18 protein-coding genes and 1 tRNA gene are annotated in these 26,778 nt (G+C 44.6%); 7 read left to right on the top strand and 12 right to left on the bottom strand.

Annotated elements, in window-relative coordinates; genetic code table 11:
- Positions 1–5: 5 nt before the first annotated feature.
- From D3A97_RS17115 to D3A97_RS17105, 3 genes are all read left to right on the top strand, one after another.
- On the top strand, positions 6–1,265 hold the full coding sequence (locus D3A97_RS17115; RefSeq protein WP_119079752.1) for a DUF819 family protein: 1,260 nt from the start codon (positions 6–8) through the stop codon (positions 1,263–1,265).
- 71 nt (positions 1,266–1,336) lie between these two features.
- A complete protein-coding gene (locus D3A97_RS17110) occupies positions 1,337–3,163 on the top strand; it encodes a glycoside hydrolase family 71/99 protein (protein ID WP_119079751.1) in 1,827 nt (608 codons plus the stop codon).
- A gap of 83 nt (positions 3,164–3,246) precedes the next feature.
- Complete coding sequence (locus tag D3A97_RS17105) at positions 3,247–4,587, top strand: Gfo/Idh/MocA family protein (protein ID WP_119080152.1); 1,341 nt, start codon at positions 3,247–3,249, stop codon at positions 4,585–4,587.
- 97 nt (positions 4,588–4,684) lie between these two features.
- Here D3A97_RS17105 and D3A97_RS17100 read toward each other — a convergent pair whose 3' ends face one another.
- Positions 4,685–5,260, bottom strand: coding sequence for a GNAT family N-acetyltransferase (locus D3A97_RS17100; protein ID WP_119080151.1), 576 nt, complete (start codon positions 5,258–5,260; stop codon positions 4,685–4,687).
- Positions 5,261–5,572: 312 nt separating this feature from the next.
- Here D3A97_RS17100 and D3A97_RS17095 point away from each other — a divergent pair, with 312 nt between their 5' ends.
- Positions 5,573–6,271, top strand: coding sequence for a DUF1826 domain-containing protein (locus D3A97_RS17095; protein ID WP_119079750.1), 699 nt, complete (start codon positions 5,573–5,575; stop codon positions 6,269–6,271).
- A gap of 517 nt (positions 6,272–6,788) precedes the next feature.
- Here the strand turns inward: D3A97_RS17095 and D3A97_RS17085 are convergent.
- The 7 genes from D3A97_RS17085 to D3A97_RS17055 form a co-directional block, all read right to left on the bottom strand.
- Positions 6,789–7,709, bottom strand: coding sequence for a hypothetical protein (locus D3A97_RS17085; protein WP_119079749.1), 921 nt, complete (start codon positions 7,707–7,709; stop codon positions 6,789–6,791).
- The gene (locus tag D3A97_RS17080) at positions 7,706–10,867 is read right to left on the bottom strand and encodes an AAA family ATPase (protein ID WP_119079748.1); all 3,162 of its coding nucleotides are present in this window, start codon (positions 10,865–10,867) and stop codon (positions 7,706–7,708) included. The genes D3A97_RS17085 and D3A97_RS17080 overlap by 4 nt, the downstream gene beginning before the upstream one ends.
- The gene (locus tag D3A97_RS17075; protein ID WP_119079747.1) at positions 10,864–11,538 is read right to left on the bottom strand and encodes a condensin complex protein MksE; all 675 of its coding nucleotides are present in this window, start codon (positions 11,536–11,538) and stop codon (positions 10,864–10,866) included. Before D3A97_RS17075 ends, D3A97_RS17080 begins: the two co-directional genes overlap by 4 nt.
- A complete protein-coding gene (locus D3A97_RS17070; protein WP_119079746.1) occupies positions 11,514–12,872 on the bottom strand; it encodes a hypothetical protein in 1,359 nt (452 codons plus the stop codon). Before D3A97_RS17070 ends, D3A97_RS17075 begins: the two co-directional genes overlap by 25 nt.
- 30 nt (positions 12,873–12,902) lie before the next feature.
- Positions 12,903–14,786 carry a UvrD-helicase domain-containing protein gene (locus tag D3A97_RS17065; RefSeq protein WP_119079745.1) on the bottom strand — a complete coding sequence of 628 codons (1,884 nt, stop codon included), beginning with the start codon at positions 14,784–14,786 and terminating at the stop codon, positions 12,903–12,905.
- Positions 14,787–14,797: 11 nt separating this feature from the next.
- On the bottom strand, positions 14,798–16,951 hold the full coding sequence (locus D3A97_RS17060; RefSeq protein WP_119079744.1) for an ATP-dependent endonuclease: 2,154 nt from the start codon (positions 16,949–16,951) through the stop codon (positions 14,798–14,800).
- Positions 16,952–17,082: 131 nt separating this feature from the next.
- Entirely contained in the window at positions 17,083–17,379 is a 297-nt protein-coding gene (locus tag D3A97_RS17055; RefSeq protein WP_119079743.1) for a helix-turn-helix domain-containing protein, read from the bottom strand.
- Positions 17,380–17,502: 123 nt separating this feature from the next.
- On the opposite strand from D3A97_RS17055, the gene D3A97_RS17050 reads away from it, so the two are divergent.
- Positions 17,503–19,152 (top strand): recombinase family protein, encoded by a 1,650-nt coding sequence (locus D3A97_RS17050; protein WP_119079742.1) that lies wholly within the window; start codon positions 17,503–17,505, stop codon positions 19,150–19,152.
- Between the two features lie 176 nt (positions 19,153–19,328).
- On the opposite strand, the gene D3A97_RS17045 is transcribed toward D3A97_RS17050, so the two are convergent.
- The 3 genes from D3A97_RS17045 to queG form a co-directional block, all read right to left on the bottom strand.
- Positions 19,329–19,402: transfer RNA gene (locus tag D3A97_RS17045), tRNA-Pro, on the bottom strand.
- Positions 19,403–19,474: 72 nt separating this feature from the next.
- Positions 19,475–20,173 (bottom strand): collagen-like triple helix repeat-containing protein, encoded by a 699-nt coding sequence (locus D3A97_RS24880; RefSeq protein WP_232826020.1) that lies wholly within the window; start codon positions 20,171–20,173, stop codon positions 19,475–19,477.
- Between the two features lie 250 nt (positions 20,174–20,423).
- The gene (gene queG, locus D3A97_RS17030) at positions 20,424–21,344 is read right to left on the bottom strand and encodes a tRNA epoxyqueuosine(34) reductase QueG (protein ID WP_119080150.1); all 921 of its coding nucleotides are present in this window, start codon (positions 21,342–21,344) and stop codon (positions 20,424–20,426) included.
- A 76-nt stretch (positions 21,345–21,420) separates the two neighbouring features.
- Here queG and D3A97_RS17025 point away from each other — a divergent pair, with 76 nt between their 5' ends.
- On the top strand, positions 21,421–23,451 hold the full coding sequence (locus tag D3A97_RS17025) for a DUF3858 domain-containing protein (protein ID WP_119079740.1): 2,031 nt from the start codon (positions 21,421–21,423) through the stop codon (positions 23,449–23,451).
- Positions 23,451–25,355, top strand: coding sequence for a DUF3857 domain-containing transglutaminase family protein (locus tag D3A97_RS17020; RefSeq protein WP_119079739.1), 1,905 nt, complete (start codon positions 23,451–23,453; stop codon positions 25,353–25,355). Before D3A97_RS17025 ends, D3A97_RS17020 begins: the two co-directional genes overlap by 1 nt.
- 80 nt (positions 25,356–25,435) lie before the next feature.
- Here D3A97_RS17020 and D3A97_RS17015 read toward each other — a convergent pair whose 3' ends face one another.
- Complete coding sequence (locus tag D3A97_RS17015) at positions 25,436–26,701, bottom strand: OmpA family protein (protein ID WP_119079738.1); 1,266 nt, start codon at positions 26,699–26,701, stop codon at positions 25,436–25,438.
- Positions 26,702–26,778 lie beyond the last annotated feature (77 nt).

Genomic DNA, 26,778 nt, shown 5'->3' with positions numbered 1-26,778 from the left:
TCATTATGGATGTATTAACCACCCGCACCCCGCTGATCACGCAAGATGTAGTTGTATTCGGGTTGCTTGTTCTAATTGCCGCCGTGGTGCAGCTCACCTCCACGTCATCTAACAGGTTCCTGAAGAAATTCTATTTTTTCTGTCCGCCGCTGCTGGTCATGTATTTTCTGCCCGGCATCCTGAACACCACCAATGTGATCAACGGAGAAAGCTCCCGGGTGTACGAGATCATTTCCAAATACCTGTTGCCCGCGGGCCTGGTACTGTTTACGCTGAGCGTAGACGTGCGGGAGCTGTGGAAGCTGCGCAAAAAAGCCGGCACCATGTTCCTGGCCGGCGCCGTAGGCGTGATCATTGGCGGGCCGCTCACCATCCTGATCGTAAAACAGTTTGCGCCCTCCCTGGTAGGCGGCACCGGCGAAGATGCCGTTTGGCGCGGCCTGGCCTGCGTTTCCGGCAGCTGGATAGGCGGCAGCGCCAACCTGGCGGCACTGAGCGAAGTGTTCAAGCCCAGCCCGCAGCTGTTCTCTTCCATGGTGATCCTCGATACCATTGTGGCCAACCTCTGGCTGGCCATCCTGTTGTACGGGGTAGGGAAGAACCGGCAGCTGAACCGTTTTTTCAGGGCAGATGACCGGGATGTGGACGAGGTACGCGAAAAAATAGAAGCCTACCAGTTATCTACCGCCAAAATACCTGCATTAACAGACGTTTTGCTGATACTGGCAGTAGCTTTTGGCGGCTGCGGCGTGGCGTATTTATTTGCCGACCCGCTGGTATCCTACATACAGCAAAACTTCCCGGTGCTGGAAAGGTTCAGCCTTACGTCTTCGTTCTTCTGGGTGGTGATCATATGCACCACGCTGGGCGTAATACTCTCGTTTACGCCCCTGCGGCGGCTGGAAGGCGCCGGCGCCTCGCGTACCGGCAACGTTTTCCTGTATCTTTTCATTACGGCAGTGGGCATGCAAATGGACATTGTAAGTGTGGTGGAGAATTACGGGCTGCTGCTGGTAGGCCTCATCTGGCTGATGTTCCACATCCTGGCCATGGTGATTGCCGGCCGCCTGATCCGCGCACCGTACTTTTTCTTTGCGGTGGCGGGTGAAGCCAACCTGGGCGGCGCGGTGCAGGCCTCCCTCATTGCCTCCGCCTTTCACCCGGCATTGGCCCCGGTGGGCGTGCTGCTGGCGGTGCTGGGGTATGTGTTCGGCAACTACGGCGGGTACCTCTGCGGGTTGCTGATGCAGTGGGCGGCGTCATAAACAATGCCGCTTCAGGTAGGTACAGGATGCATTTTTCTCTGGCGAGTGGTAACTTGTTGTTATTACGCGCTATGACAAGCAATACACTACAATATGTTACCCTGTTTGTTCTGATATTTTCAGTGGAAGGGGCCCGGGCGCAACAAAGCCCGGGCCCTGCCACTACGCGGCAACTGGTGTCTTCATCCGGTGCGGATACGTGGGTGGCCGTAGATGGCCTGAACAGAAGCCTTGTTACCGGAACACAAAATGGCGCCATCCGCAAGCACCGGTATGTGGGCATCTTTTACTTTATATGGCACGGCGCGCATGGCTATGACCGCCATACAGACAGTACCGCCGCTGGTGAGGGCGTAATGGACAAGTTGCCCGCAGATACTATAAGCCCCTACGATAATACGAAGATACTCGCCGCTAACCCCGATCATCCCCGCTGGGGCCCTCATCTGGCCTGGCACTACTGGAGTGAGCCCTACTTTGGTTATTATCTCCCCACAGATGAATGGATCATCCGTAAACACGCCCAGATGCTGTCAGACGCAGGCGTTGATGTGCTGGTACTGGATGTGACCAATGCCTTTATCTACCTGCCGCAGGTAACCAAACTGGCCAACACCTTCCTGGCTATGCGAAAGGAGGGCAAGAGCACGCCCGCCTTAAGTTTTATAGTGAATACCGCCCCGGAAAAGACCGTGCAACGGCTGTATGACAGCATTTACAAGCCCGGCAAGTTCCGCGGCCTCTGGTTTTACTGGAAGGGCAGGCCATTGCTGCTTTGTCCGGAAGATGCGGCCACGGCGGAGACCCGTGCTTTCTTCACCATCCGCCGTTCCTGGGCCTGGAGCACCGGGCAGGAGTGGTTCGGGAACGGGAAAGATAAATGGCCCTGGCTGGACCATACCCCGCAGAACTATGGCTGGCATGAATTCCCCAACCAGCCGGAGCAGATCAGCGTGGCCATGGCAGAACACCCGGTGTCCAACATCGGCCGCAGCTTCCACAACGGCCGGCAGCCGGAAGCGCAACGTTCCGCAGAAGGGCTCTACTTTGCCGAGCAGTGGAAGCGCGCCCTGGAAACAGACCCTGAATTTGTGTTCGTAACAGGCTGGAACGAATGGGTGGCCATGCGCTTCAACGGCGAAGGGCCGAAGGAATTTATCGGGAAACCCCGGAAGAAGGGCGATACCTTTTTTGTGGACCAATACAACGAAGAATACAGCCGTGACGGGGAGCCGGTTAAAGGTGCATTGCAGGATAACTACTATTACCAGCTGGTGGACAACATCCGGCGGTATAAAGGGGCGCGCCGTTTACCCGTATCAAACAAACGTTTTGATATTGCCATTGATGGCAATTTTTCCGACTGGCGGCCGGTGACACCGGAGTTTAAAGACGATGAAGGGGATACCTTCCACCGCAAGCACCCGGGATGGGGGCGGATCAAAGAATATGTGAACAACACTGGCCGTAATGATATTGTGCTGGCAAAGGTGGCAAGTGATGAGGAGTTTGTGTCGTTCTATGTGCGGACTGCCGCGCCGCTTACAGCGCCAGATCCCGGTTGGATGCGGTTGTATATAGGCGTTGGCAACGGGCCGGAATGGGAAGGTTTTCAGTTTGCGCTGGGGGTTAGTGCTGCGCCGCAGCAGTTTTCCATTGCGCGGTGTAAAGGTGGGTGGAACTGGGAGCAGATCGGCGCTATTCCTTACCGGATGAAAGGGAATGAGCTGGAACTGCAGGTCCCCAAAAAGCTGTTGAATATTTCAGGAGGCAGCTTTACCCTTGATTTCAAGTGGTGCGACAATGTGCCGGCAGACGGGGAGCCGATGCACTGGCTGGATAAGGGAGACGCGGCGCCGAACGGGCGGTTTCGGTATAGGGGTGTTTTCAGGCTTTGAGCCTTTTGTGGAGGATAATAGTGTTTTTTCTTTCTACTTTACTATATTTGGAGGACCGCCAGAACCGAAAAAAAACCAAACAAATGAATAGACGAAGTTTCCTTAAAAACACCGCAGCCGGAAGTCTGGCTTTCTTTCTGCCGCTCCGCTCAATGGCGTTCGGCTCTGATAAGAAATTAAGGATAGCCCAGGTAGGGCTGGGTATGATGGGTGTGAGCGATCTGAAGAGCATATCTTCTCACCCGTCTGTAGACGTGGTGGCGCTTTGTGATGTTGACCTGAGCAAGATCACCGCCGTAAAGGCAAAGTACCCTAATGCCAAGATCTTTGCAGACTACAGGGAAATGTTTAAAAGCATGGGCGGGGAGATCGACGCGGTTGTTGTGTCAACACCTGATCACGCGCATGCGCCTGTTTCGCTGATGGCCATGGAGATGAATAAAAATGTGTATTGCCAGAAGCCGTTGACCCACTACATTTCAGAGTCCCGTAAAATGGAGGCCGTAGCTGCCGATAAGAAACTCGTTACGCAAATGGGCATCCAGGTACACTCTTTCTATGATTACAAGCTGGCTACTATTCTCATTCAAAAAGGGATTATCGGCAAGGTGAAGAAAGTAATAGCCTGGTCGCCCAAGGTGTGGGGCTATGATGGGCCGGTACCCGAAGGGAGTGATCCGGTACCGGAAGGACTGGACTGGAACCTGTGGCTGGGCACTGCAAAAGAAAGGCCGTATAAAAAAGGTTTCTATCACCCGGGCAACTGGCGCAGGTGTATTGACTACGGCTGCGGTACTTTAGGTGACATGGGCGTTCACATCTTCGATACCCCGTACAACGCACTGAAGTTAGGCGTTCCTTTAACCGTAAAAAATGAATGCCGCCAGCCTAACGATTTTGGGCATGCCGAAAAGAACCATGTAACGTACGTTTTCCCCGGTACAAAATATACCGCCAAAACGCTGGAGTGGGTTTGGTACGATGGCAAAGGCGCACCGGAGTTGCAGGACGAGCTTGCACTGCCCGGCGGGGAAACGCTGCCTGACCAGGGCGCCATGTTCATTGGAGAAAATGGCCAGCGGTTGTTGTTGCCCCATTTCATGCAGTTGCCTAAATTGATCGTCAACAATAAATACGAAAAGATCGATCTGAATAAATTTGACCCCAGCGGAGCAGCGGGCAAACCCACTGTGAGCTATGATATTGAAGGGGACAAGCATTATCATGAATTTGTGGACGCCTGTCTCGGCAAATCGAAATGCAGCGCGCCTTTCTCTTATGCGGCGAAGCTCACGGAAGTGATTTTGCTGGGTGTGATCGCGGCGCGATTCCCCAATCAAACGCTGAACTGGGATGGCAAGAATGCCCGTTTCAAGGAAGAGGAGGCGAATAAGTACCTGTCAGGCGAGTACCGGAATTTTTAGGGATAGATTTTTTAAGCAACTTTTATAAAGAAAAACGCCCAGGCAACAACCTGGGCGTTTTTTATACCTGATTTGCGGGGATGACCGCATAGTTACTTCATTGCGCTCTTCTCAACATAGGGCGTAAAACAGGTGAGCTGCCAGATTGAATTTCGCCAATAACCTCGAAACCGTGACGCTGATATAGCGAAATGTTCCCGGGATTTGAAGATTCGAGATAGGCGATTGCGCCGTCACGGTCAACGGCCTTGAGCGCTTCCGTCATCAATGCGGAGCCTACGCCCACACCCTGATATACCGGGTCTACGCCTATCATCGGCAAGTACCAGTGCGGCCCGGTTGGATGAAATTTTTCCATTCGCTCAAAAATGCGCTGCATATCCTCTTTTATGGCGCCGGGAGTGTTCTCGTCGAACAGTCTTTTTAGGGATTCTTCATCGGACCTGACACCGGGCGGCAACCATAGGGCAGCACCGGCGAAGTCATTGGCAATATAAGCCGTTCCCTTCCCGAACGCGCTTCCACCGAAAGCCTTCACAATAGAAGGGAAAATTGCTAGATAGCTTTCCGGGTCCGGCAAAGACCACCGGGCCATCGGATCAACACTGAATGCCAGCGTTAATACGCCAATGGCGCCGGCCTGATGGGGTGCCGAAGCTTTTTTTATGGTCATAGTACATGCTTTATCAGTTCTTTTGTTTCTTCCGGCCTTTGTCAAAGTAACAATCAATAGCTTGATTCTGTTCAAATCTGGAAAACTGCTGTGGTATATCTGTCATGGGGGATCAGTGAGGGGCACCAAGCCTGCTTGCTTCCATTAGTGCCAAAGAAAAAGCCCACGTAGTTGCGTGAGCTTTATTTCTTCTGGTCGGGATGACCAGGTTCTCACCAGTTCATCGAAAAGCTGACTACTTTTGAAAAGTTTCAGTTTTGACCAAAATAGCAGTACTTCGTTGTCGAAGAAAAGCTTATTTATATCAGCAATATGGTAGATTTATCTCATGTAGAAGGCCAAATTCAATATGTCACGAATTTTCAGGACCTTGTTTCTACATCATTCAATGGAGCGATCAATGCAATTTGCTGGACCCGTAAACTGATAGGTGATTTTTCCGAGATCGTTAAAAATGTAGCGATCAGCGGGAACATAACGGAAATAGAACAGGAGGAACTTTGCGGACTTCAATTGAGCGAACAGGGGCAACTTGCCCGGGAGATTCTTTTAAAGGACTGGAAGTTATTGAAAGCGCATGGCGCATTGCCCAGCCTTAACGTGATCAAATGCTATGATCGGGATGACACCTACCCGTTTTTTTCAACAGATGTTTACTCCTTCCATGTAGACCGTTCTCCCATACCAACCGATACTTTTTTATGTACCTACTACGGTGAACCCAGTGAAATACTGCCCAATTCACAAGGCCAGAAGAAAGTGCTTATTCCGGAAATACGGGATGAGCTCAAAAAGCTATATCATGGAGCAGATGAAGGCTTTGAATCATTTTTGAGTGAACATTTCTTTGATCTGCATTATCAACCCAAGCCTGGTGCATGTACTATAAGCCTAGGCCTTGGCAACCTGTGGAGGTTGGCGGTTGACCATCCTGAAAGTCAGGTACCTCCCTGTCTTCATCGTGCGCCAAAGGAAAATCCCGGGGAGAGCAGGCTGTTGATGATCTGTTGAGCGCAATACAACACAATTGCATGGGATTTTGTGAAGGTCGGGATGACAGGTAATAGGTTACTATCTGACAGCTGCCTTGTCTTGTTGTTTGCCGCTTTATTTGGGGTGTTAGTATTATTTATCGTTAAAGCTGATAATGGTGCTCCCATCGTAAGGATACACCCCATGTTAATATCAAAAATCAGAAAAAACTGCACCTCGATCCGAATAGCAAAATTGTTGTTATTCGTGGCAAAGGTTATAAACTTGACATTAGCGCTTAGGATGAATTTCCTGCCCAATAAAACAAGGAAGCCTGCTCATTTCCTGAACAGGCTTCTTTTTCTTTAGTCGTCCTGTCGGGACAATTTTCGAACCATTTTTTGGAAGACTTAAGAAAATTAGTTTTCGACAACACCTTCTAAGTGTCTGAAAATCAACTAAAATATCAAAAGTATGGATTGCGCACCCAATGCTAAGATTTATTATGTTTAAATTGGTGCGAACTTATTGAAGCGCTTCCCCTGCATGGAAAAAATTAAGAGCAGTGAAGTGTGGGGAAAATTTCTGCTACATCATTTGACTCCTCAATAATCCATTGATTATTTTGGATAAGTTCATTTATTATCTTTTGTTGCTTGGAAGTCAATAAAGAGTCTATATTTCTACCTTTAGTTGTCCATTTACTATTATGCTCAGTTTCGTCAATATCTCTTGGAGCGCCGTTGGGTGTGAGAAGTTGAATTGTTGGCATCTTTTCTTTCACCAATGGATAAATGATAAATAGACCATCAAAATCCCAATCACAGGAATAGTAAATAGGCAATCCTCTTGGATCAGAAAAGTCCAGTTTATTCACATTTTTACCCCCAGCATACCACAATTCTATATTATTAGCCCTAGCCAATGTAGGACGCTTCAAAAAGTCAATATTTTCACAAAGTACAATGCACTTAGGATTGTTGCATTCAAGCACATATTTGTATTGTAAATCTTTATCGTCCGCTAACTTCTCAATCCGCAAGAGTGTTTTTACAGCATTAATTAAAGCCTCCTTTCCCAATAGATACTTTTCGTTTTTGAAAAACATAAGGGATACAATTCTAACAGTTGCTTCCTTTTTAATTATTTGCTCCCTGAGTGGCAATAGGTTGCCAGTATCCATATCTTCTTTTATCCTCATCAATACTTTAATATCGGACTCTTCAAAACGAAGCTGATGTTTTAATAGTTCATTATCTGACAAAAAGGCTTTATAGTGGTTATACTTTTCCAGATAATCTTTTTCATATATCTCAGTAAAGCCGTGTAAAGTGAAGAGTTTATTATGTGACCTATCAATTATCCGAAGGGAGTTGATCAGGTAATTAATTTCACCGCTTTTTGCCAGGGTATCGTTCAACTTTACCTCGCCATTTGTATATAGATTATTTAATGCCCTTAACTCAATCCAATTCATTTTGCAATTCTGTTTATATAGATGTTCAGATCTTCATTGCTATCTTTTGTCTTAAAATAAGAAGCTGAAGGACAGTAATTAATATTATCATCCTCTTTTCCCTTAATCAAATGATGAGCATACCACTCATCAGACAATCCGATGTTGAATGTATGCGGAGCCATTGTTATAATCTGATATTGAAATTCCTCTGCAATGGCAGGGAAAGTATTAAAATTCGTATTATCGAGACTTCCCAATTCCTCCAGAATAATAAACCTTAAACCATTACGCTTTTCTTTTTGTACAGCAGAAAGTCTCGCGATGCCCAGTAACGCAATAGCAGAATAGGTTTCTCCGGTACTGCCAGGAACCTCTGTTCCAAACTGGTCTGTGAGTTTAGCTGACAGCTCGAAGTATGTTTTTGGATTTAGCAATTTATCAATCGGAATTTTGTCTTTGATCTTTGCTTGTTTCCTGAAGAAATCTTCAATAAAGTCAACTATAGATTGACCAAAGTGTAGTTCTCCTTTTGTTGCAGTATTCCTGACCTCATAAGCCATCTGTTTGATATAATCAATCTTTATTTCTTTGTTACCATCAAATTCGAGTTTGAAATAAAACTTCCTGCTAATTTTTCGGTCAACAAAAAATGCATTTATTCTTTTTACTTGGTCATCATATTTGTCATAGCGTTCAGTAGTTCTACTGAATATTTTAATCATATTGTCCCTGATACCATTGGCTATGGTCGTTCGGGTTTGATTGGCCTCCTGTAAAGCTGTAGCAATATCATCAGTAGATTTGATTTTGCTTCCCAATAATGCTTCTTCCAAAACCCTGAATGAAAACCCCTGGTCTTTAATCGCTAATTGTACTGCCGGGTTCTTTTCATTACTCGTTTCTTCAAATGAATTAGATATTCCAATAAATGTTGTTTTATATTCTTCCCATAACTCATTGTAGTTTTGTCCCAATTCTTCAATATCATTGGGTGTTAAAGGAAAATCTTCTACGTTTTCCTGGAAATCTTTGTAGTAAGCACTATTGAGCGTATCAAATTCCGTTTGCTTTTTTATCAGATTGCCGATAATGATTTGCAAATCCTGCTTATCACGCTGTACATCATTTTCCAGAGATTTGAACCTGCTTTGTTTGGCTCCTTTTTGTTCATAAAACTTATCTTTCTTATCGCTCCATTCTTTACGAATCTTCAACAATTCCTTTTTTACAACTTCAGGCTCATCGTATTCAACCTTAAACCTGTTTTTGATTTCCGATAATTTCTCTTCCTCCCTTTTCTTTTGTGCTTGTAATTGAGTAATCCTTTCGTCAATCTGCAAGATACAAGCTACTGCGTTTTTTAATTTTTCGATATTGCTATTTTCGACAATTGCTATATCGAAGGAATAGTTAAAAAGGCTGGTATCATAAGATTTTCCATCTGCGATATGCTCCAATGCTTCCAACTTGCTATTCATCGAGTTGATTTCTGCATTCAGCTTATTGATTAATTGTTGAACCGATTGCTGCAGATTCGCTCTATCTCCCAATAGCGCTGCATCAGGGTTCAATTGGATGAACTGACGTAATGCGCCTAATTTCAGCCAAAGTCCTTTTGGGGATGAGTTAGCTTCAAAATCTTTGATTAGTTCATCGGGATTAATATATTGAAATGAACCGTCCGGATTAGAAATTTCAGAAACAGGCATGGTAGCGTAATATAAAATAGCCTGTAACTGCTCATCATTTAACGTTGGTAGATTCTTGAGATACCAATATAAAAGACCATCTTCATCATTGTCCTGTAATAATGACAACAGCTTTTCTTTGGCGGCTTTTTCCTCTTTTAAAGAGGATTTTAATTCATCTAAAATCTCAGATTGTTCTTTTCTGATTCGGACAATATTTTTAAGTACTTTATACTTTTCAAGATACGGTTTCGCAAAAGCGATTTCTTTTTTTATAGTTTCATTATTCCAGTTTGAAATATCAATTCTTTGTATCTCATTTCTCCAGCTATCATCTACTTCAGGAAATATAAACATTTTAAGCTCGGTGATATCTTCACCCAACTTTTCTATACTGTTTGCTAACTCTTCATAGCGGTTGAACATATTAAAGTTTGCATCCGCTTCTTCATAACCTTGTTTTACAGCTTTTTCTTCCGCTGGAAGGTTTTCGATAGCTGTTTTAAGATCATTAAGTTCAATTTGAAGGGTTGCTACCACTGTCTTGCCTTCTGCTTCTTTATCCTGTAATTGCTTTAATTCGATATACGCGTTTTGTAATTCAGCTTCTTTAAACGATTGGAATTTTGCTTTATGAGACTGCCCCAATTCCCTTAAGCTGGTTAATCTTTTTTGCTTGTTGGATAGGTTCTGAATGTCTTTATTCAGACTTTCATATTCTCTCAAAATCTTTTCAAGTTCGGATTGCTCTTTCTGAAAGTTGGCAAGAATATCTTCGTCAGATTCTTCAAAGAGAAATTCTTTTAAGTTTCTGGAAGCTTGGTTGCCACTCAAATTCAGTGTTTTAGCTTTTGAAAAAGATTGTATAACCTTAGCAAAGGCTTTTAGATTTTTATCCTGGCTGAGATTCAGAGGAAGGATGTTTTTATCATAAAGGAACTTATAATAGGTATTGACGCCTTCATTATTACCGAAGAAGTTTAGCCGAAGTCCATGCTTTTCGTAAAGGAATGTCGCCAAATCCTGTATATCTACTATTTCTTTCTCACCAGATTCTTTTTCTTTCAATAAGTCTTTGGCGAAGATCAGCCCTTCTTTTTTAAGAGCCAGTTCATTTATCCTAAGGTTTATATCTGCCTGCTTAGTAATAACAAATGGAATAATACGCTTGCTTTTCTGACTGCTTATCTGTATTCCTATAGTTATAAATTTGCCTGAATCAACTTCGATATTCAAAAAGCAATAGGCACATTTAGTTTTATATGGAAGCGTACTGATTTGCCTTTCTTCTTTTTTTACACCATCAGTCCCGAATTTGACCAGATCCTTATCATATACAAATATCATTTGGAGTAAATCTGCAATAATGGATTTCCCCACGCCATTGGAGCCAACAAAATCTGTTCTTGTCGGATGAAAGAGGTAATCGTGTATATAATGCTTCAGAACACCTACGGTGGATAAGGAGTAGATTCTTGGATAACTCATTGCGCTTCATCATTTTTAAGTTGCTGGCTAAATGCACTAAAATCCTGAAGCTCTTCCTGGTACAGTTTGGTCAAACGGTGAATAGCTGGTCTTATTTCAAAAACCAAGTCTTCGTTCCTTCCCGATTGTTTTTCTACCCAGCCTAACTTATCAAAATTCTCTATCGTTTTGCTGAATTTTGTATGCACTTCATTCCATTCCTTCTCATCATAAGACGCTCTGATGTCATTGAACAAAATCCGTTTGTATGCTTCCTGATGATCACTCTCTAATATTTGTGTTTTGATGTCATTCCAGTAAATAATCTTTTCTTCGTCAAAATACTTCTGGTAGTACATATCCAAAAGCGTCAATCCAATCAGTGTTTGTAATTCAGTAAGTTCTTTATTACGGCTTGTATCACTTAATTTCCCCTTCCCGTTTTCTGTGAAGTCGAGATAATAATACCGGCTTCCGTCAGAGATATCGGAAACGAGATTTAGCCTGTACAGATTGCTGTAAAAAATGCTCCACTGCGGCTCATAGCTTTCCAATACGGTATATTCCGTGTAATACTTGTGGTCAATATGTTTGCCCGATAATAACAGTATATTGATGTCTGCAAAATGTTTTTCAACGCGTTCCTCCGTTAGAAAAGAATAATCGCTTATTTCATGATTTTCGTTTTCCATAGGGATAGGTTTTGTTGGGATAAGGAAATGATTTTTTGTTCTACATCGATCAATACATTGCTATTCTCCGAAGTGTAAGCTGTCATACGAGATGCTACCTGGTAAGCGATAGACAGGTCTTTTTCTTCATCCACGATACTATTCATAAGTTCATCTACAGATAACTGACCTTTGCTTTCCAGAATATCTTTGGCTTTATCAACCCATTGATTGATGATTTGCTGGCGGTTGATTTCTTTTGCTATTTTCTGCTTTTCATTACGTTCATACGTTTCATCAACGTCAATATTTACAATGATATTTGGTTTCGGAGGTTCAAACTCATAATGTTTTGGGTACAATATTCGAACAGGCTCATATACCACTTGCTTTAGCGGAAAATTATTGCTAAACCTGACACCTTCGATAGTATATTGTGAACTTTCCAGGATTGTCCGATGCAGTTTTTTTAGTTGTAACCTAAAAAAAGCTCGTGCAGAAAACTGCTCTTGCAACTCGGTCAGTTTTTCACTGGCGTGGTTGATTTGTCTGCGGATAATATGTACTTTACGGTCTATAGAATTGAAAAATTCTCTGATATCTGTATATATTTCCTGCGCTTTTTCCCAATCACTTTTGCTTTTCTGTACATTGTTAGTATCAAACTTTCCATCGTCTTCCATCTTTCTATAAAAGTGATCCACCACACTTTGCAAATCACCAAGAAATTTGTCTTTGGATATGATGGATTCTGTAATATCTTCTGCTCTTTCTCCGAATTTTCTAAAGACAACGGTAAACTGCCTTACTAAAAAAGTTGCACTTTGTTCGTCTTCTTTTCGGAGAATATCGTTTAGCTCTTTATAAGCGTCCCGTAATTCATCCTCCAATGATTCTAAATGATCGGTGATAATTTTCTTTGAACCTTGAATGAATATTCTTCCGAACTTTCTTTCAAGATCTTCAATGGTCTTGATTTCGCCGTGACGTAGAGTAAATGAATCCTGAACACTTTTTTTAAGTGGATGATTCTTGTATGGATTTTCTAACTTACTTATCATCAAATCCATTACATTTTTTGCGTAGTCCGTCAGATAATATTTCCAAGGCTCATCAGGATGGCTCCGCAGGAAATAGTGAAATAGGTTGTCTTTAATATTGCTCCATTGCCGAACAGAATCCAGATTAAAATCGATTTTTATATCCGTCAGAATCTCATTGATCTCTTTTTGTGTAAAGTATTCTTCAATTTCTCGGTTTTTGAGTTTTTCATAAAGAGCAATAATCAAATAGCCTCCGTCAAATTTTGGGGGAAGAAGGAGGTCGTATTTGGTGTATAGTTGCTGCTCTTTCATTATCAAAACCTGTGGTGTTATAAATCTGTATTATACGATAACTTCCACTTCATCGTCGCTAAACCACCCATTGTGAATAACATTTTTCTTTAGCTCTTCTGGCAAGTCTGTATAAGAAACCAATGCTAAGCTTTCTTTGGCTCTGCTACATGCCACATAAAACAATCGCATCGTTCTATCTATTCCTGTTTCTTTGCCTTCATCTATGTTTTTCTTATCGGTATTTGTGAGCGGTTTTAGTCCAAATAATTTATCGTAGCTAAACATGAAGCCTTTAGACTCTTCATCATCTATTATAACCATTACCCGGTCGAATTCAAGCCCCTTAACACCTTGATGCGTTCCAAATTTAGATTCTTCGTTGATGTATTCATTATACTTTATAATCTCAGTAAAATTGGCTTTTAATGCTTCTTCCCAGGCTATAAGAATTTCATCGTCCTCATCTGTTTCATTATCTTCAAAGCTGTTCTCGGTATCAATACCTCCTCTCTGTAAAACAACTTTTAGTACGGGTGGAATTTTAAACAAATTAGTTTCTTGTATTTTTTTTAGTATCTCGATTAACGAGGGATGAGCATCCTCATTCCATAAAGACAATACTTCGTTTACCTTATCATTTGCAGAATGCAATAACTCTAATTTATTGGCATCATCTTGTAATGCTTGCTTATTTATTAAATGAGAATGTTGTTTTACGATATTAGCTATCTCGAATTTATTCTTCTTTACATGAGCTTTATATAAGGGCAAAATTATTTTTGCAAATAAGTTAATAGAAGATAAAGAGCCGTCTAACAAACCTGTTTTTAGCTTATCAACGGCATAAAGAGGTATGAAAAAATTGGAAAAACCCATTCTTCTTGCAGCCATGTGATGCTCCAACGTTAAAGTCATGATTTCAGCATTATCTCCAGTCCATTTATCATCCGTAGTTACTTCCTGCATTTTCTGACGAATCTGCTCTTCTGTTTCAAACTTGTCTTTTGTGCGAGAAACAGCAAAGAATCTAACAATTCCACCTTTATTTTCAAGGCGTGGAAATTGTTCCTGACCATCTATATCTTTTCTAATTTTATTTATCAGGTCAATTATTCTTGATTTTGAACGGTGGTTCATTTTTTTTGCAGGTTTAACCCATTTGTCTGGTAATCCTACTCCCAGATTTTCCTTTCCATCTGCATAAATTCTTTGCATGGTATCTCCAAATAATCCTAATGAAAGCCTTTGTTCATATTGGCGTTGAAGTTCAAATAATGCATCGATTAATTCCTTTTTAGTATCCTGGCTCTCGTCTATAAGTATTACTGGGAATCTGTTTATCAGGATTTGCTTTAATAAATCTTTTGATTTAATAAAATCAGCAGTAATTGAAATTACTTCAGTATGATTTAAAGAATCTTTCGTCAGGTTATCTCCATTTGGATTATAAATGAACTTTTGAATAGTTTCAAGTGATGCGAGCCTTTTGTTTTTGGATTCTATTTTTTTTGCTCTACCTATGGATGTCTTGTTATTTAGATCTTTACTTTTGGATTGTTGTTCTTGTAATTCTGCTATTTCAACAGTCAAGTTGCTCTTTATCCAGATTTTTATATCTGAACTATAGTTCTTTATTAATTCCCAACAAAAACTATGAATGGTACTAACATTAAATATTGAACTATATTCCAACCTATGAGTAATTTCGTCGGCAGCGGCGTTAGTATATGTGATTATTGCTATTCTTTTATTTCTTAGTTTATACCCCTGTCCAAACTCCTCTTTGAAGCGAGCCAGTACATTTACAAGGGTTCTTGTTTTGCCTGAACCTGCACCTGCAAAAAGAAAAAAACTTTGAGGCGATGATGGTTTAAGACTTTCATAAATCGCATCATCAACCGGCGCATCTATTTCATTAGTATATTCAGCCATTAGATTTATGTTTAGTTAATTAATCCTTGTTTGTTACTTTTCAATTGCTCTTCAATCCAGTCCAACCCTTCTTTTATATAAGAAGGCGTTTTTATCTTTTTAGGGTCTTCAAAATATAAAACATCCAAGGCAAATTCCGATTTTTTGGTTTGTTTATCGTTAATGATTTTATATGCTTCTTCTACTAATTCTTTTAAATCATCTTTCTTAGAAGCTTCTACCATCTTTTTCAAAAGACCTGTAGCATCGATAATAGCCTTAAAGCTTTCCTTGTTCTCAATTACCAATGCATCTTCAAATGTGTAGGGATAAACAATGATTTTGTTGCCATTATTGTCAAGTTCGATTGCTTTTTGATAAGCTACCCTGATCGGTAAATCTTTCTTTATTTTATCGTTTGAGCTTAAATTCAACAATTCATCCAAAAGCTCTTTTCCCGGATGCCAGCTTTTTAATGTATCATTATTCGTTTTATAATTCTTTCCTAATTCCGGCTGACATTTCTTCCCATTGTCATTTGGATTGACAGAATCAACATCAGTAATAACCAAACAAATCAGACCTAATTTTTCAATGAGAGGTTTTAGTCTATGTGCATGACTTCCGCCAATTTCTAAAATTGTTACATAGCAACTATCTAACAAGCAATTTTCATTCTTTATGAAATGTGGCAGGAGAATTCTTTCAGCAGGACCCTCTACTAAGATTGCAGCATCAGCAAAAAATAAGTCGTTATGCGTCGTATTCAGGTATCGAATTACAAATTTCTCTGTTTCTTTCTCTTTTTCTCCAAAAACTGATTTTAGACTAATCACTTCTGATGTAGGAAGCTCTAAAGAGTTATTTCTTTTAAAATATCTTAGACTTTCAAATTTTTGGTGAGCGATGTAGCTGGAATGTGTACTGATAACTAATTGTGTGGTAAAATCTTTCTTATCTGCTAAATTTATATTGTTTCGCAGTACATCATAGGCTTTCTTAATGAAAACCTGTTGAACTTGTGCATGTAAATGAGCTTCTGGTTCTTCTATTAAAACCAAGTGTAATGGTTCAATAATTTCATCATCTGTTATTGCATTTTTGCCAACCCTCATCCATTCATCCCTAAACCGTATTAATTTGAAGATGATTGATATAAGATTTTGATAGCCTAAGCCATTATATTTTTCTGGCAACGATAAGTCTTTATCGAGATAATATTTTACCGCTGAATCATGCTGAAGGCCGTCAGCTGTTGAAACTTTAGTAGATAATTGAATTTGAGGATTCCCAAATCCTGGATAGTTCAACCCTTCAAGTTCTGAAAGAGATGTCTTAAAGCTATCTTTTAGATTCTTATCGAAATCGTCTTGAGCATTATTAATTGATTCTAATGCATCTATATCTTTTTCGGTTGGCTCTAATGTTGGATTAAGATGTTTATCATAATAGGCTCTTAATTGTGAAGACAGATTTCTACTACTATTGCTCTCAAAAGTTTCTGAATTTGCATCACTGAATCCACGTTGAGCATTAATAATATCTATTTTTATTAGCCCTTTTAGAACATCTCCTTCTAACGCTATATTATTACCTAACAATTCTTGCTTTTCATCATGTTTATCAGGATCAAGCAAGTAAGTTTTGATTGTAAAATGAGTATTTAGCTTTCGTTCACAAAAATCCCATAAGTGTTTTGGCCATAGTTTGAAGTCTTTGCCCTTTTCTTGTGAGAGCTTGTTTGATTTATTATAAAGGGTTATGAATTCTTTTATTAACTCATCCATATCTTTCGGCTCAAACCTTAGCCTTATTCCCAATAAGCCACACTTCCAATCCAAAGTAGGGATTATGTGGCTTACATAGTGAAGCTCTGAATTATCAACTTCGACCCATAAATCCAACATGGGTAGATATTGTTCCAATAGTTTTACTGACCTGGCTTCTTCATTTAGCTCGTCTGCTTTAATCCAGTTTTCTCCAACTTCATTTAAACTTTTCCAATGGCAAAGTGTAAAATCTTGGGTTTTGAAACTTTTTGTTTTAAGAAAAATTATCAAAGCATCCATAGCAGTCGTTTTACCACTATTGTTTGCCCCTACGAAAATTGTTTCTTTTTCAGAAAAATCAATTTTACACGATTGTAGTTTTCTGAAGTTTTGTATGTGGATAGAGTTAATTATCATTTGTTTTATTTAATTGTACAGACTTCAAAAACTTCTTCGTATTTGTATTCCATTAGCTGTTTTTATTGTTGTTATTTAAGATTTGAGGCTTTAGTCAATATCAATCACATTGTTATTCTCAAAACCAACCTTTAACTCTTAATATCCTGCTGTTTCAACCTTTTTTGTGTCAGTTTTATAGCTTGTTGTGCTAATGGTTCTTTTTGTAATAGTTCAACCATTTTATCTGATAGCCATAAAACCAACAATTCATCTACGGGCACTTTCAGAAATTCTGCAATTTTGCTTAAATGTTTTCTCGGTAGTAATCTCTCTTCGTTTTCCACCTTACTGATAAAAGCATTGTCCAACTCTAAGGCTGCTCCAACCTCTCTTAAGAATAGACCTTTATCTTCCCTCAACTCTTTTATACGCTTCCCAAATGCCATTTTGATTTTTTAAGACTTGTCTAAATAATTCAAATTTAATAAAAAACACCAATAGTTTGTGTGCCTGTAATTGATTATCCTTCTGATATTTAGCTGGTAATTCAACCCTCTAATATCTAAATAATGTTTTCTGCAATTCTTTACATCCGCGTCAGCACTGACGAACAAGCACAAAAAGGATATTCCCAACGCAGCCAGGAAGAAAAATTAAATAAATATTGTAAGGACAATCATATTGAAATCGCTCAGACAATATTTGAAGACCATTCTGCGAAGAACTTCAACAGACCTGGCTGGAGTGTTATGCTGAAGCAACTGAATTCAAGCAAAGCTTCAAGGCCAAACCTGATCCTTTTTACCCGGTGGGACAGGTTTAGCAGGAATACCGCCAATGCCTATTATATGATTACCCGGCTTGAAAAGATGGGCATTGAACCCCAAGCTACAGATCAACCTTTGGATATGGCAATACCGGAAAACAAGGTTTTGTTGGCTATGTATATTGTTACGGCGGAAGTCGAGAATGACCGAAGATCTTTGAACATCAAGCAAGGCATCTATAAGGCCAAAAAGGAAGGAAGGTATATGGGAAAAGCTCCCATTGGCTACGTTAATATATCCATGCCGGACGGAAGAAAGGCCATAGTTCCCCGTGAACCGGAAGCTACCCTAATTAGAAAAACATTTGAAACATTTGAGGAAACTACATCGGTACGCTCTCTTTATAAAACGGCTCTTCAAAAAGGATTGAAATGCAGCTTAAATGCCTTCTTCAATATGCTCCAAAACCCGGTTTACTGTGGCAGGATAAGATTGCCATCAATAGAGGGGAAGACCAATTATAAAGTTCCAGGTGTACATATTCCTATAATCTCCGAAGAACTCTTTTTTCAGGTACAATCCAGAATTAAGCATCGAGACAATAAGTACATCAAACAAAATGCTAACAGCGAATTGATGTTTAAGGATTCTCTTCATTGCCCCATTTGCTTAAAGAAATTATCTGGCAGTGGATCCACAGGAAGATCAAAAAGATATTTCTATTATCATTGTTACTACCCATGCAGTTATCGAGTAAGAGCGGATTATGTAAATGAGCATTTATTATCGGTAATTGGGTGCCTTAAGCCAGAAAAAGTATATATCCCTATTTTCGAAAAGCTAATCGAAATAGTCTACCATAGGCTCTGCCAGCAGAAATCTATTGATAAAGTCAATATTAATCGATCCCTGCATAAATTGGTAGAACGTGCAGCAAATGCCAGAGAGCTTTTGGTAAAAGGCATCATTGATGAAGAAGATTACCTATCGATAAAATCCGATTGCGAAAACAGAATAGATATTCTAGGAGAGCAGCTCAATGATGCCTACAGACTTGAAGCACAACAAAAGCAGAGCCTTAAGACCCTAACAGCATACTTTTTAAATCCAGCTCTTCTTTTCCAGAAAGTTTGCCAAATAGTGCAATTAAAGGTAGCAGCCCTATACCTACAAGAAAACTTGGTTTATAGTGGGACGGACATTTTCCACTACATCAAACCTGAAGTGCAAATGATATGCGGATTTTCTTTGACCTCGATGCGTAATTGCAAAAGACCAGAGGATACAGCTAACGTGACCAAAGAGCAGCAAGATTTGGTTGCAAAAATTATGGAAGTCGGGAGAGATAAAGGACATGAAATTGATGCTCCAGACGGCCTAAGAATATTATCCTTTCTATCAGCTTTAGCAGAAATTTGCGTCTCTATAAAAATGCTCTCGGAAGGAAATTAACCGGTTCGAATCCTGTCAACATCTTCGCCTATATCGTGGTATTTGCAGGATAAGAAGTTTAATTAAGTGATTTTTCAGGAAGGATAATTCGTGAATGTAGGCGCTCTACACTGATAAATAGGCATTTAATAAAAAAACGGCACCATTTGTCTCCAAATGGCGCCGTTTGGCTTTAGTCGGGATGACTGGATTCGAACCAGCGGCCTCGTCGTCCCGAACGACGCGCGCTACCGGGCTGCGCTACATCCCGAATGGGCTGCAAAGTTAACCTTTGCAGCGAAAAATCAAAAAAATATTTCTGTACTCCGGAATGCCACGGTTATTACAGTCCGAGCAGGCGGGCCACGGCCTCATAATCACCCGTTCTCATCCGGGCCTGCCGCAGTTGATTGGCCGCCAGGCCGGTTACCGTCACCACCTTGAATTTCAAGGTGGGAATAATGGTGGTAGAGGCAGACGGCGGGTCAACGGTTATTTTATGGTGAAAGTAAAATAGCCGCACTTTCCCCGGGAAGGTCTCAAAAAAGTAGTTAATGGAATAACCGGCGCCGGGGAAGGTGGCGGGCAGTGGCATCCATCCGTTGGGGTTGGAGTTGGCATTATGCGTGAAATATACCAGCACCATGCCCTTGTCCAGTATATCCTGCGTGATACGGTCATTGAAACGCTCGTATATCCTGGACGGGATGCTAACAGTACTCTCTGGTGAAGCAGCGTAGTTGAAGTTGTAGAGGGTGCGCGGGTAATCGTAGTTAAATAAGGTAAATGTGTCTACCGTTACGTTGGCATTACCGGCGGGGCCTTGCGGGCCTTGTGGTCCCTGTGGGCCGGTGGGGCCTTGAGGGCCGGTTGGTCCGGTGGGCCCTGCAGGCCCATCCTGGCCTTGTGATCCGGGTTGGCCGTTGGTGCCGGTATCGCCCTTGGGGCCTTGCGGCCCTGTGGGCCCTTCTTTGGTACAGGAATAGAGGGTTACGGCCGCAGCCAGGGCCAGCAATTGAAAAAGGAGCCTAAAACGCTTCATGGTGTTGTAGTGATTTATTGTATTTAAAAGGAAAGAAGGCGCGGGTACTGCCGGGTAACGCTTTTGGGGGTTATTGTCAGGGGGCGCTCTTTGCGTCGCAAAATTAGGGATGATCACGGTGTTGGGGAAACGGAAACGTGTTGATTGGCAGTTCAAAATGAGCAACTGGCGGGCAATGGCGGGAAAACGGAGGCGTTTGGGTGGCGGAAGGCGGCAGCGGGATGACATTCGGTACCCGGCGTGCGTGCGGTCACTCCTTCAAAAACTTCAGGTTCCGCCGTATCCCCGCATACTTGCTGCGTTTCAGCGGCGAATGCCGGAATATCCGTTTAAACTCTTCTTCCGTCAGCTCCTCCCATTCCGCGGTGGTGAAATTCAGCACCTCCGGTATGGGGATGAACGTGTTGTTGGCGGCAGAGAACCGGTTCCAGGGGCACACGTCCTGGCAGATATCGCAGCCGAACATCCAGTTATCGAACCGGCCTTCCATGGAGCCGGGGATGAGGGCGTCTTTCAGTTCAATGGTATAATAGGAAATACACCGGCTGCCGTCTACCACGGTGGGAGATACCAGCGCGCCGGTGGGGCAGGCATCCAGGCAGCGGGTGCAGGAACCGCAGAAATCGCCGGTGGGGGCATCGTACAGCAGCTCCACATCTACAATGAGGGTGGCAATAAAAAAGAAAGACCCGGCCTGCTTGTGGATCAGGTTGCCGTTCTTGCCCACCCAGCCCAGGCCGCTCCGCTGCGCCCAGCTTCTTTCCAGCACGGGCGCGGAATCTACAAATCCGCGGCCCTGGATGTTGCCGAGGAAACCCCGCAGTTCCTGCAGAAATTCGTTCAGTTTGCCGCGTATCACCTCATGATAGTCAGCGCCATAGGCATATTTGGCTACCCTGGGGGCATCCGGCTGCTGCAGGGCGGGGGGGTAGTAGTTCAGCAGCAGGGTGATCACGCTGCGTGCGCCTTCTACCAGCTTGCGGGGGTCTATGCGTTTGTCGAAGTAATTGGCCATATAGCCCATGCTGCCGTGCATGCCTTTGTTCAGCCACTGTTCCAGCCGGTAGGCGTCTTCCGTCAGTTCCTCCGCACGGGCAATGCCGCAGTGGTCAAAACCCAGGTCACGGGCCTTTTCCTTCACCAAACGGGTATTTTTCTCCAAAAGCTGCATTTGCATGCAAGTTACACCTATGTGTCATAAAAAGTTATACATTTAGCGCTAGTTTTGAATCCCATAATACCTATAGATGCGTATCAGAGCCTTTACCCTGCTGTTTGGAGCCTTGTTTTTATCCCTGTATGCCGCCGGCCAGGACAAAAGCTCCGCCCGTTTCGGGAAAATATCCCCTGACGATTTTAAAACCGACCCATACAAAATAGACACCGGTACCAGCGCCGTTATTGTGGCAGACATCGGGTCTTCCGCCTTTGAATCCGGCAATGAAGGGTTCATACAGGTGTTCAAACAGTACAAACGGGTACATATCCTCAATAAGAACGGCTATGACGAAGCCAATGTGACCATCTACCTGCACGTAGACGGGCAGGATGAAGAACGTGTCAACAATCTCAAGGCGGTGACCTACAACCTGGAAAACGGCAAGGTGGTGGAAACCAGAATGGAGAGTAAAAGTGTGTTCACGGAAAAGCGGGACAAGAATACTATCCTCAAAAAGTTCACCTTGCCGGCGGTAAAAGAAGGTGCCATCATCGAGTACTCCTATTCCATCAACTCCGAGTTCCCCTACAGGCTGCGGCCCTGGGCTTTCCAGGATATGGAGCACCCGGTGCTCTGGAGCGAATATGAGATCACCCTGCCGGAGTATTTTGAATACATTTTCCTCAGCCAGGGGTATCACCCTTTCCATATCAAAGACAGTGAGAACAGCCGCAAGCACTTTTCCTTCCGCGTGCCGGTTACCGGCGGGTATGGCACGGCTTCCGGCCGCTCGGAGTCGGTATCTGTTACGCCCGGTATTACCCGCCACCGCTGGGTGATGAAAGACGTGGAGCCATTGAAGGAAGAGAATTTTGTGACCACGCTGGGCAACCATATCAGCTACATCGAGTTTCAGCTGGCGGCAGTTCGCTATCCTAATTCCCCGGTGCAAAACATCATGAGTACCTGGCCCAAGTACATGGAAAACATCCTGAAAGCGGATTATTATGGCGGCTCGCTGGACAAGAACAATAATTTTATGGCGGACGAGGTGAAAGCCCTCACCACCAGCGCCGCTACAGAGGCGGCAAAGGCGGAGAACATCTATAACTACGTGCGTGACAATTTCACCTGTACAGATTTTTCTAACCGTTATACGGAACAGTCGCTGAAAACCACGTTCACCAAAAAGAATGGCTCCGTAACAGACATCAACTTGCTGCTGGTGGCCATGCTCCGCCAGGCTGGGCTACAGGCGGCGCCCGTGCTGCTCAGCACCCGCAGCCATGGCAAGGTGTACTCGCTGTACCCCATTGCCAGCCGCTTCAACTATTCCATCGCTTCCGTACAGGCAGACGGTGCCACTTATCACCTGGACGCTACCCGCCCGTACCTGGGCTTCGGCAAGCTGCATGCTTCCTGTTATAACGGTCATGCCCGCATGGTTACGCCGGAAGCTACCGCGCTTTCTTTTGAGCCGGATTCCCTGAAAGAGCACCGCGTAACGGGCATTTTTATTGCGCCCAATGAGAAGGGAGAACTGGCCGGCCACTTCCAGCAGCAGGCCTCCTACTTTGAGTCTTATGACCTGCGCGCCAAGGTGAAAGAAAAAGGGGAGGAGAGCTATTTTAAAGACCTGGCCAAAAATTTCAATTCGGAAGTAAGTGTTAAGAACGGGAAAATAGACAACCTGAAAGATTACAAGGAGTCAGCCATTGTGGAATGTGATTTTACGCTGAATATGGACAATAATACGGGCATGGTGTACCTGCACCCCATGTTCTCCGAGTCTATGCGCAAGAACCCGTTCAAATCGGCTATTCGCCGCTACCCGGTAGAAATGCCGGCCGTGATGGACGACAACTATACCCTGAGCATTCAATTGCCGGAAACCTACGCCGTGGAAGAGATCCCGAAATCCACCATTGTAAAGTATAACGATGGGGAAGGGCTTTTCCAGTTCCTGGTGCAGCAAACCGGCAACATGATACAACTGCGCTCCCGCATCAAGCTGGGCCGCGCCAATTACGATCCGGACGAATATGACAGCCTCCGCCAGTTCTTCGACGTGATCGTGAAAAAACATGCAGAACAGATCGTTTTAAAGAAAAAAAGCTGATGACCAGGAAAATATTATGCCTTTTGTTATTAAGCGCCGCTGCTTACGCCGGTGACCCGAAGTACCCGGTGAGCGCCATCCCCGGGGCCTTGCTGAAAAATGCCCACGTGGTATGCAGGCTGGAAGAGGTGAGCGTTAAGATGAACGGCCTGAAAGATATACGGGTGGTGGAGAGGCATGTATATACCATTCTCAATGAAAATGGCGCTGACCATGCGGATTTTCAGGCGGGGTATGACAAGGATACGGAGATCCGCGGCATCAGCGGTGTGCTGTACGACGCACAGGGCAACGTAGTGCGCAAGCTGAAAAAGAATGAAGTGGCAGACCTCAGCGCCGTGGGGGAAAGTTTGATGACTGACAGTCGCATGAAAACCCACAGCTTTCACCACCGCGTATACCCGTATACGGTGGAGTACGAGGTAGAAACCCGCAGTTCCTTTACGGCCACCATGCCCGCGTGGGTCCCGCAGGGAGGGCTGAACTTTGCCGTGGAGCAAAGCCGCCTGACGGTTACCGTGCCGCAAAACTACCAGCTGCGGTACCGCCAGCATATGTATACCGGGGAACCGGCGCAGACCGCGGGCAAGGGAGAGAAGACCTTTACCTGGGAAACCAAAGGCATGCCCGCCCTGGAAGACGAATGGATGGCCGGCTCCATCCGCAACCGTACCACCTGGGTGTACCTGGCCCCCAGCGATTTTTCGTTTGGCAGCTACACCGGCAACATGAACACCTGGAACGATTTCGGGAAGTTCTTTTCCACGCTCAACGCCGGCCGCGACCAGTTGCCGGAGAAAATAAAAGCGGAGGTGCACGCGCTCACGGACGGCCTCAAAACCCCGCAGGAAAAGATCAGCGCCCTCTACCGCTACATGCAGAAAAACACCCGCTACATCAGCATACAGCTGGGTATTGGCGGCTGGCAAACCTTTGATGCGGCCTACGTGGCCGCCAAGGGATATGGCGATTGCAAGGCCCTCAGCAACTACATGCTGGCGCTGCTGAAAGAAGCGGGCATCCGCTCGCACTATACCATTGTGTTCGGCAGCCCTTACCCGCCGGATATTATAGAAGATTTCAGTATGAACCAGTTCAACCACGTGATCCTTTGCGTGCCGCTGGGGAAAGATACCACCTGGCTGGAGTGTACCAGCCAAACGCTGCAGCCGGGCTACCTGAGTGATTTTACCTGTAACAGGGCCGTGCTGCTGGTGGAGGAGAACGGCGGGAAGCTGGTGCGTACGCCCAAATATCCCATGGGCCAAAACAAGCAGCTGCGGAGCATCACGGCCAGCATCAGCCCAACGGGAGACCTGAGCGGGCATGTGCAGACCCTGTATACCGGGTTGCAGCAAGACTGGTGCCACTGGCTTGTGAACGATCTCAAGCCGGAAAAGCAGTTGGAAAGCCTGAGAAGAAGGTTTAACCTGCCCAGCTATGACATTGCCAAATACAGCTACACGGCCAACCCTGCGGGCCGGCCGGTGCCCGAAATGGGAGAGCTGCTGGACATTACAGTGAACAATTATGCCTCCGTGAGCGGCAAGCGCCTGTTCGTTACGCCCAACATCCTCAACCGCAGCAACGTGCGGCTGGACGCGGACAAGAAACGCACATCGCCCATCCGCGTCACTTATCCCTGGAAAGACATAGATACGGTAAAGCTCACCATACCGGCCGGTTACCGGCTGGAAAACGCCTTCCCCGACAAAACCATGGAGAACAAATACGGCCGGTTTTCCGTGAAGGCGGAGGTGGAGGGGAACGTGATCACCTACATCAGGGAAAGGGAGCAGCATGACGGCGTGTTCCCGGCCTCGGAATATGAAAAAATTGCGGAGTACTATAACGCTATTGACAAGGCAGATCGTGCCATGCTGGTGTTTGTGAAGGCGGAGTGAGCGGCCGCGAAATAAAAAGCGAAGGTGTACCAGGTTGCCCGGTACACCTTCGCTGTTATGATTACTGAAGCCATATGAACTTATTTTTCCCGCACGCTCACAGATATTCTCCTGTCTGCTTTCCTTTCTTCATCCGGAGCCTCAGCCGGGGCTTTGGCAAATTCAGCGCCGTAACCTTCCGCGCCCAGTATCTGCACTGGTTTTACATGTGCGGCCTGCAGGGCGTCCACTACAGATTCAGCCCTTTCCTGAGACAATTGTTTGTTCTTTTTAGGGTCTCCCACCGCATCGGTATACCCGCCTATTTTGATCTTGGCTTTGGGGAAGGCGTTCAGGATGGCCACAATGTTGTTTACCTGCGCCTGGCTTTCCGGCGTTAGTTCCGCGCTGCCGGTTTTGAAGTTCAGGTTGTCGAAATCGAACCACTGGTCTTTGCCGCCCTTGGTGTTCGGGTCTTGCAAGAATGCTACCAGCCGGTCTTCAATGCCGCCTTTAAAAGCGTCCAGCACGGTGCCGTCTGGCAGGGTTACCTTGATAGACTCGCGGATGGGGGCCGCGGCAGCCGGTTCTGATACGTTGGCCACGGCGGAATCATGCATCCCGGACATGCTGGTGGAGTCTGTAGTGACCATGGTGTGTTGCTGCCCGCAGCCGCGCAGCAGGTACCAGATCAGTAAAATGATGGCCAGTATCGCTATCAGCATCCACAGCCAACGGTTGCCGCCGGTCCTTTCCACGGCATGCCCAACGGTGTTGGCGGTATGTTTCACCCCGCCGCCGATGCCGGAAATAAGGCCCGTCAGTTTGTTGCCGATGTCTCCCAGGTTGCCCACGCCCAGCAGGCCGGCCAGGCCAAGGCCGGAGGGTACGGCGGCCAGTATCTTGTCTTTCTGGCTATTGAGGAAAGAAAGCAGCCCCGGCCCGCTGTCTACCTGCTGGCCCACAACGCCCAAGGAGGCGGGAGCGGCCGTTTGCAGCAGGGTTTCCGCGCTTTGGGGTTTAATGCCGGCATAGGCGGCAATGGCGCTTGTAATGTCTCCGGCCTTGTTGCCGAAAAGCGAGCGCAGCAGGTCCGCCCCTTTGGCCAGCATGCCCGCCGGCAGCGACCCCGCCAGGTTGCCCAGCCGCGAAAAATCGCCGGAGGCGGCCTCTTTTACCAATCCCAACAGGTTCCCTGCTTCCCCCGGAGAAGAGGCCTTGTTCAGCAGGCCCGTTAACACGGCGGGTATGATGCCGCCGAGCGCTTTCTGCACATTGCCCTCGCTTTCTCCCAAAGATGTGGCCGCATTCCGCGAAAACTCATTATTAAAGAGGTTTTTCAGGGTGTCGAGCAGATCAAATGCCATAAAAGTAGGTTTTGGAGGTTATTGAATAGAATCGTTATGCATGGATAAATAAAGGACAGATCCCGAACAGATTATAT

This window comes from Chitinophaga alhagiae (assembly GCF_003568665.1).
Lineage (GTDB): Bacteria > Bacteroidota > Bacteroidia > Chitinophagales > Chitinophagaceae > Chitinophaga > Chitinophaga alhagiae.
Note: the sequence above shows the minus strand (reverse complement) of the source record. Positions and strands in the feature narration are given on the sequence as shown.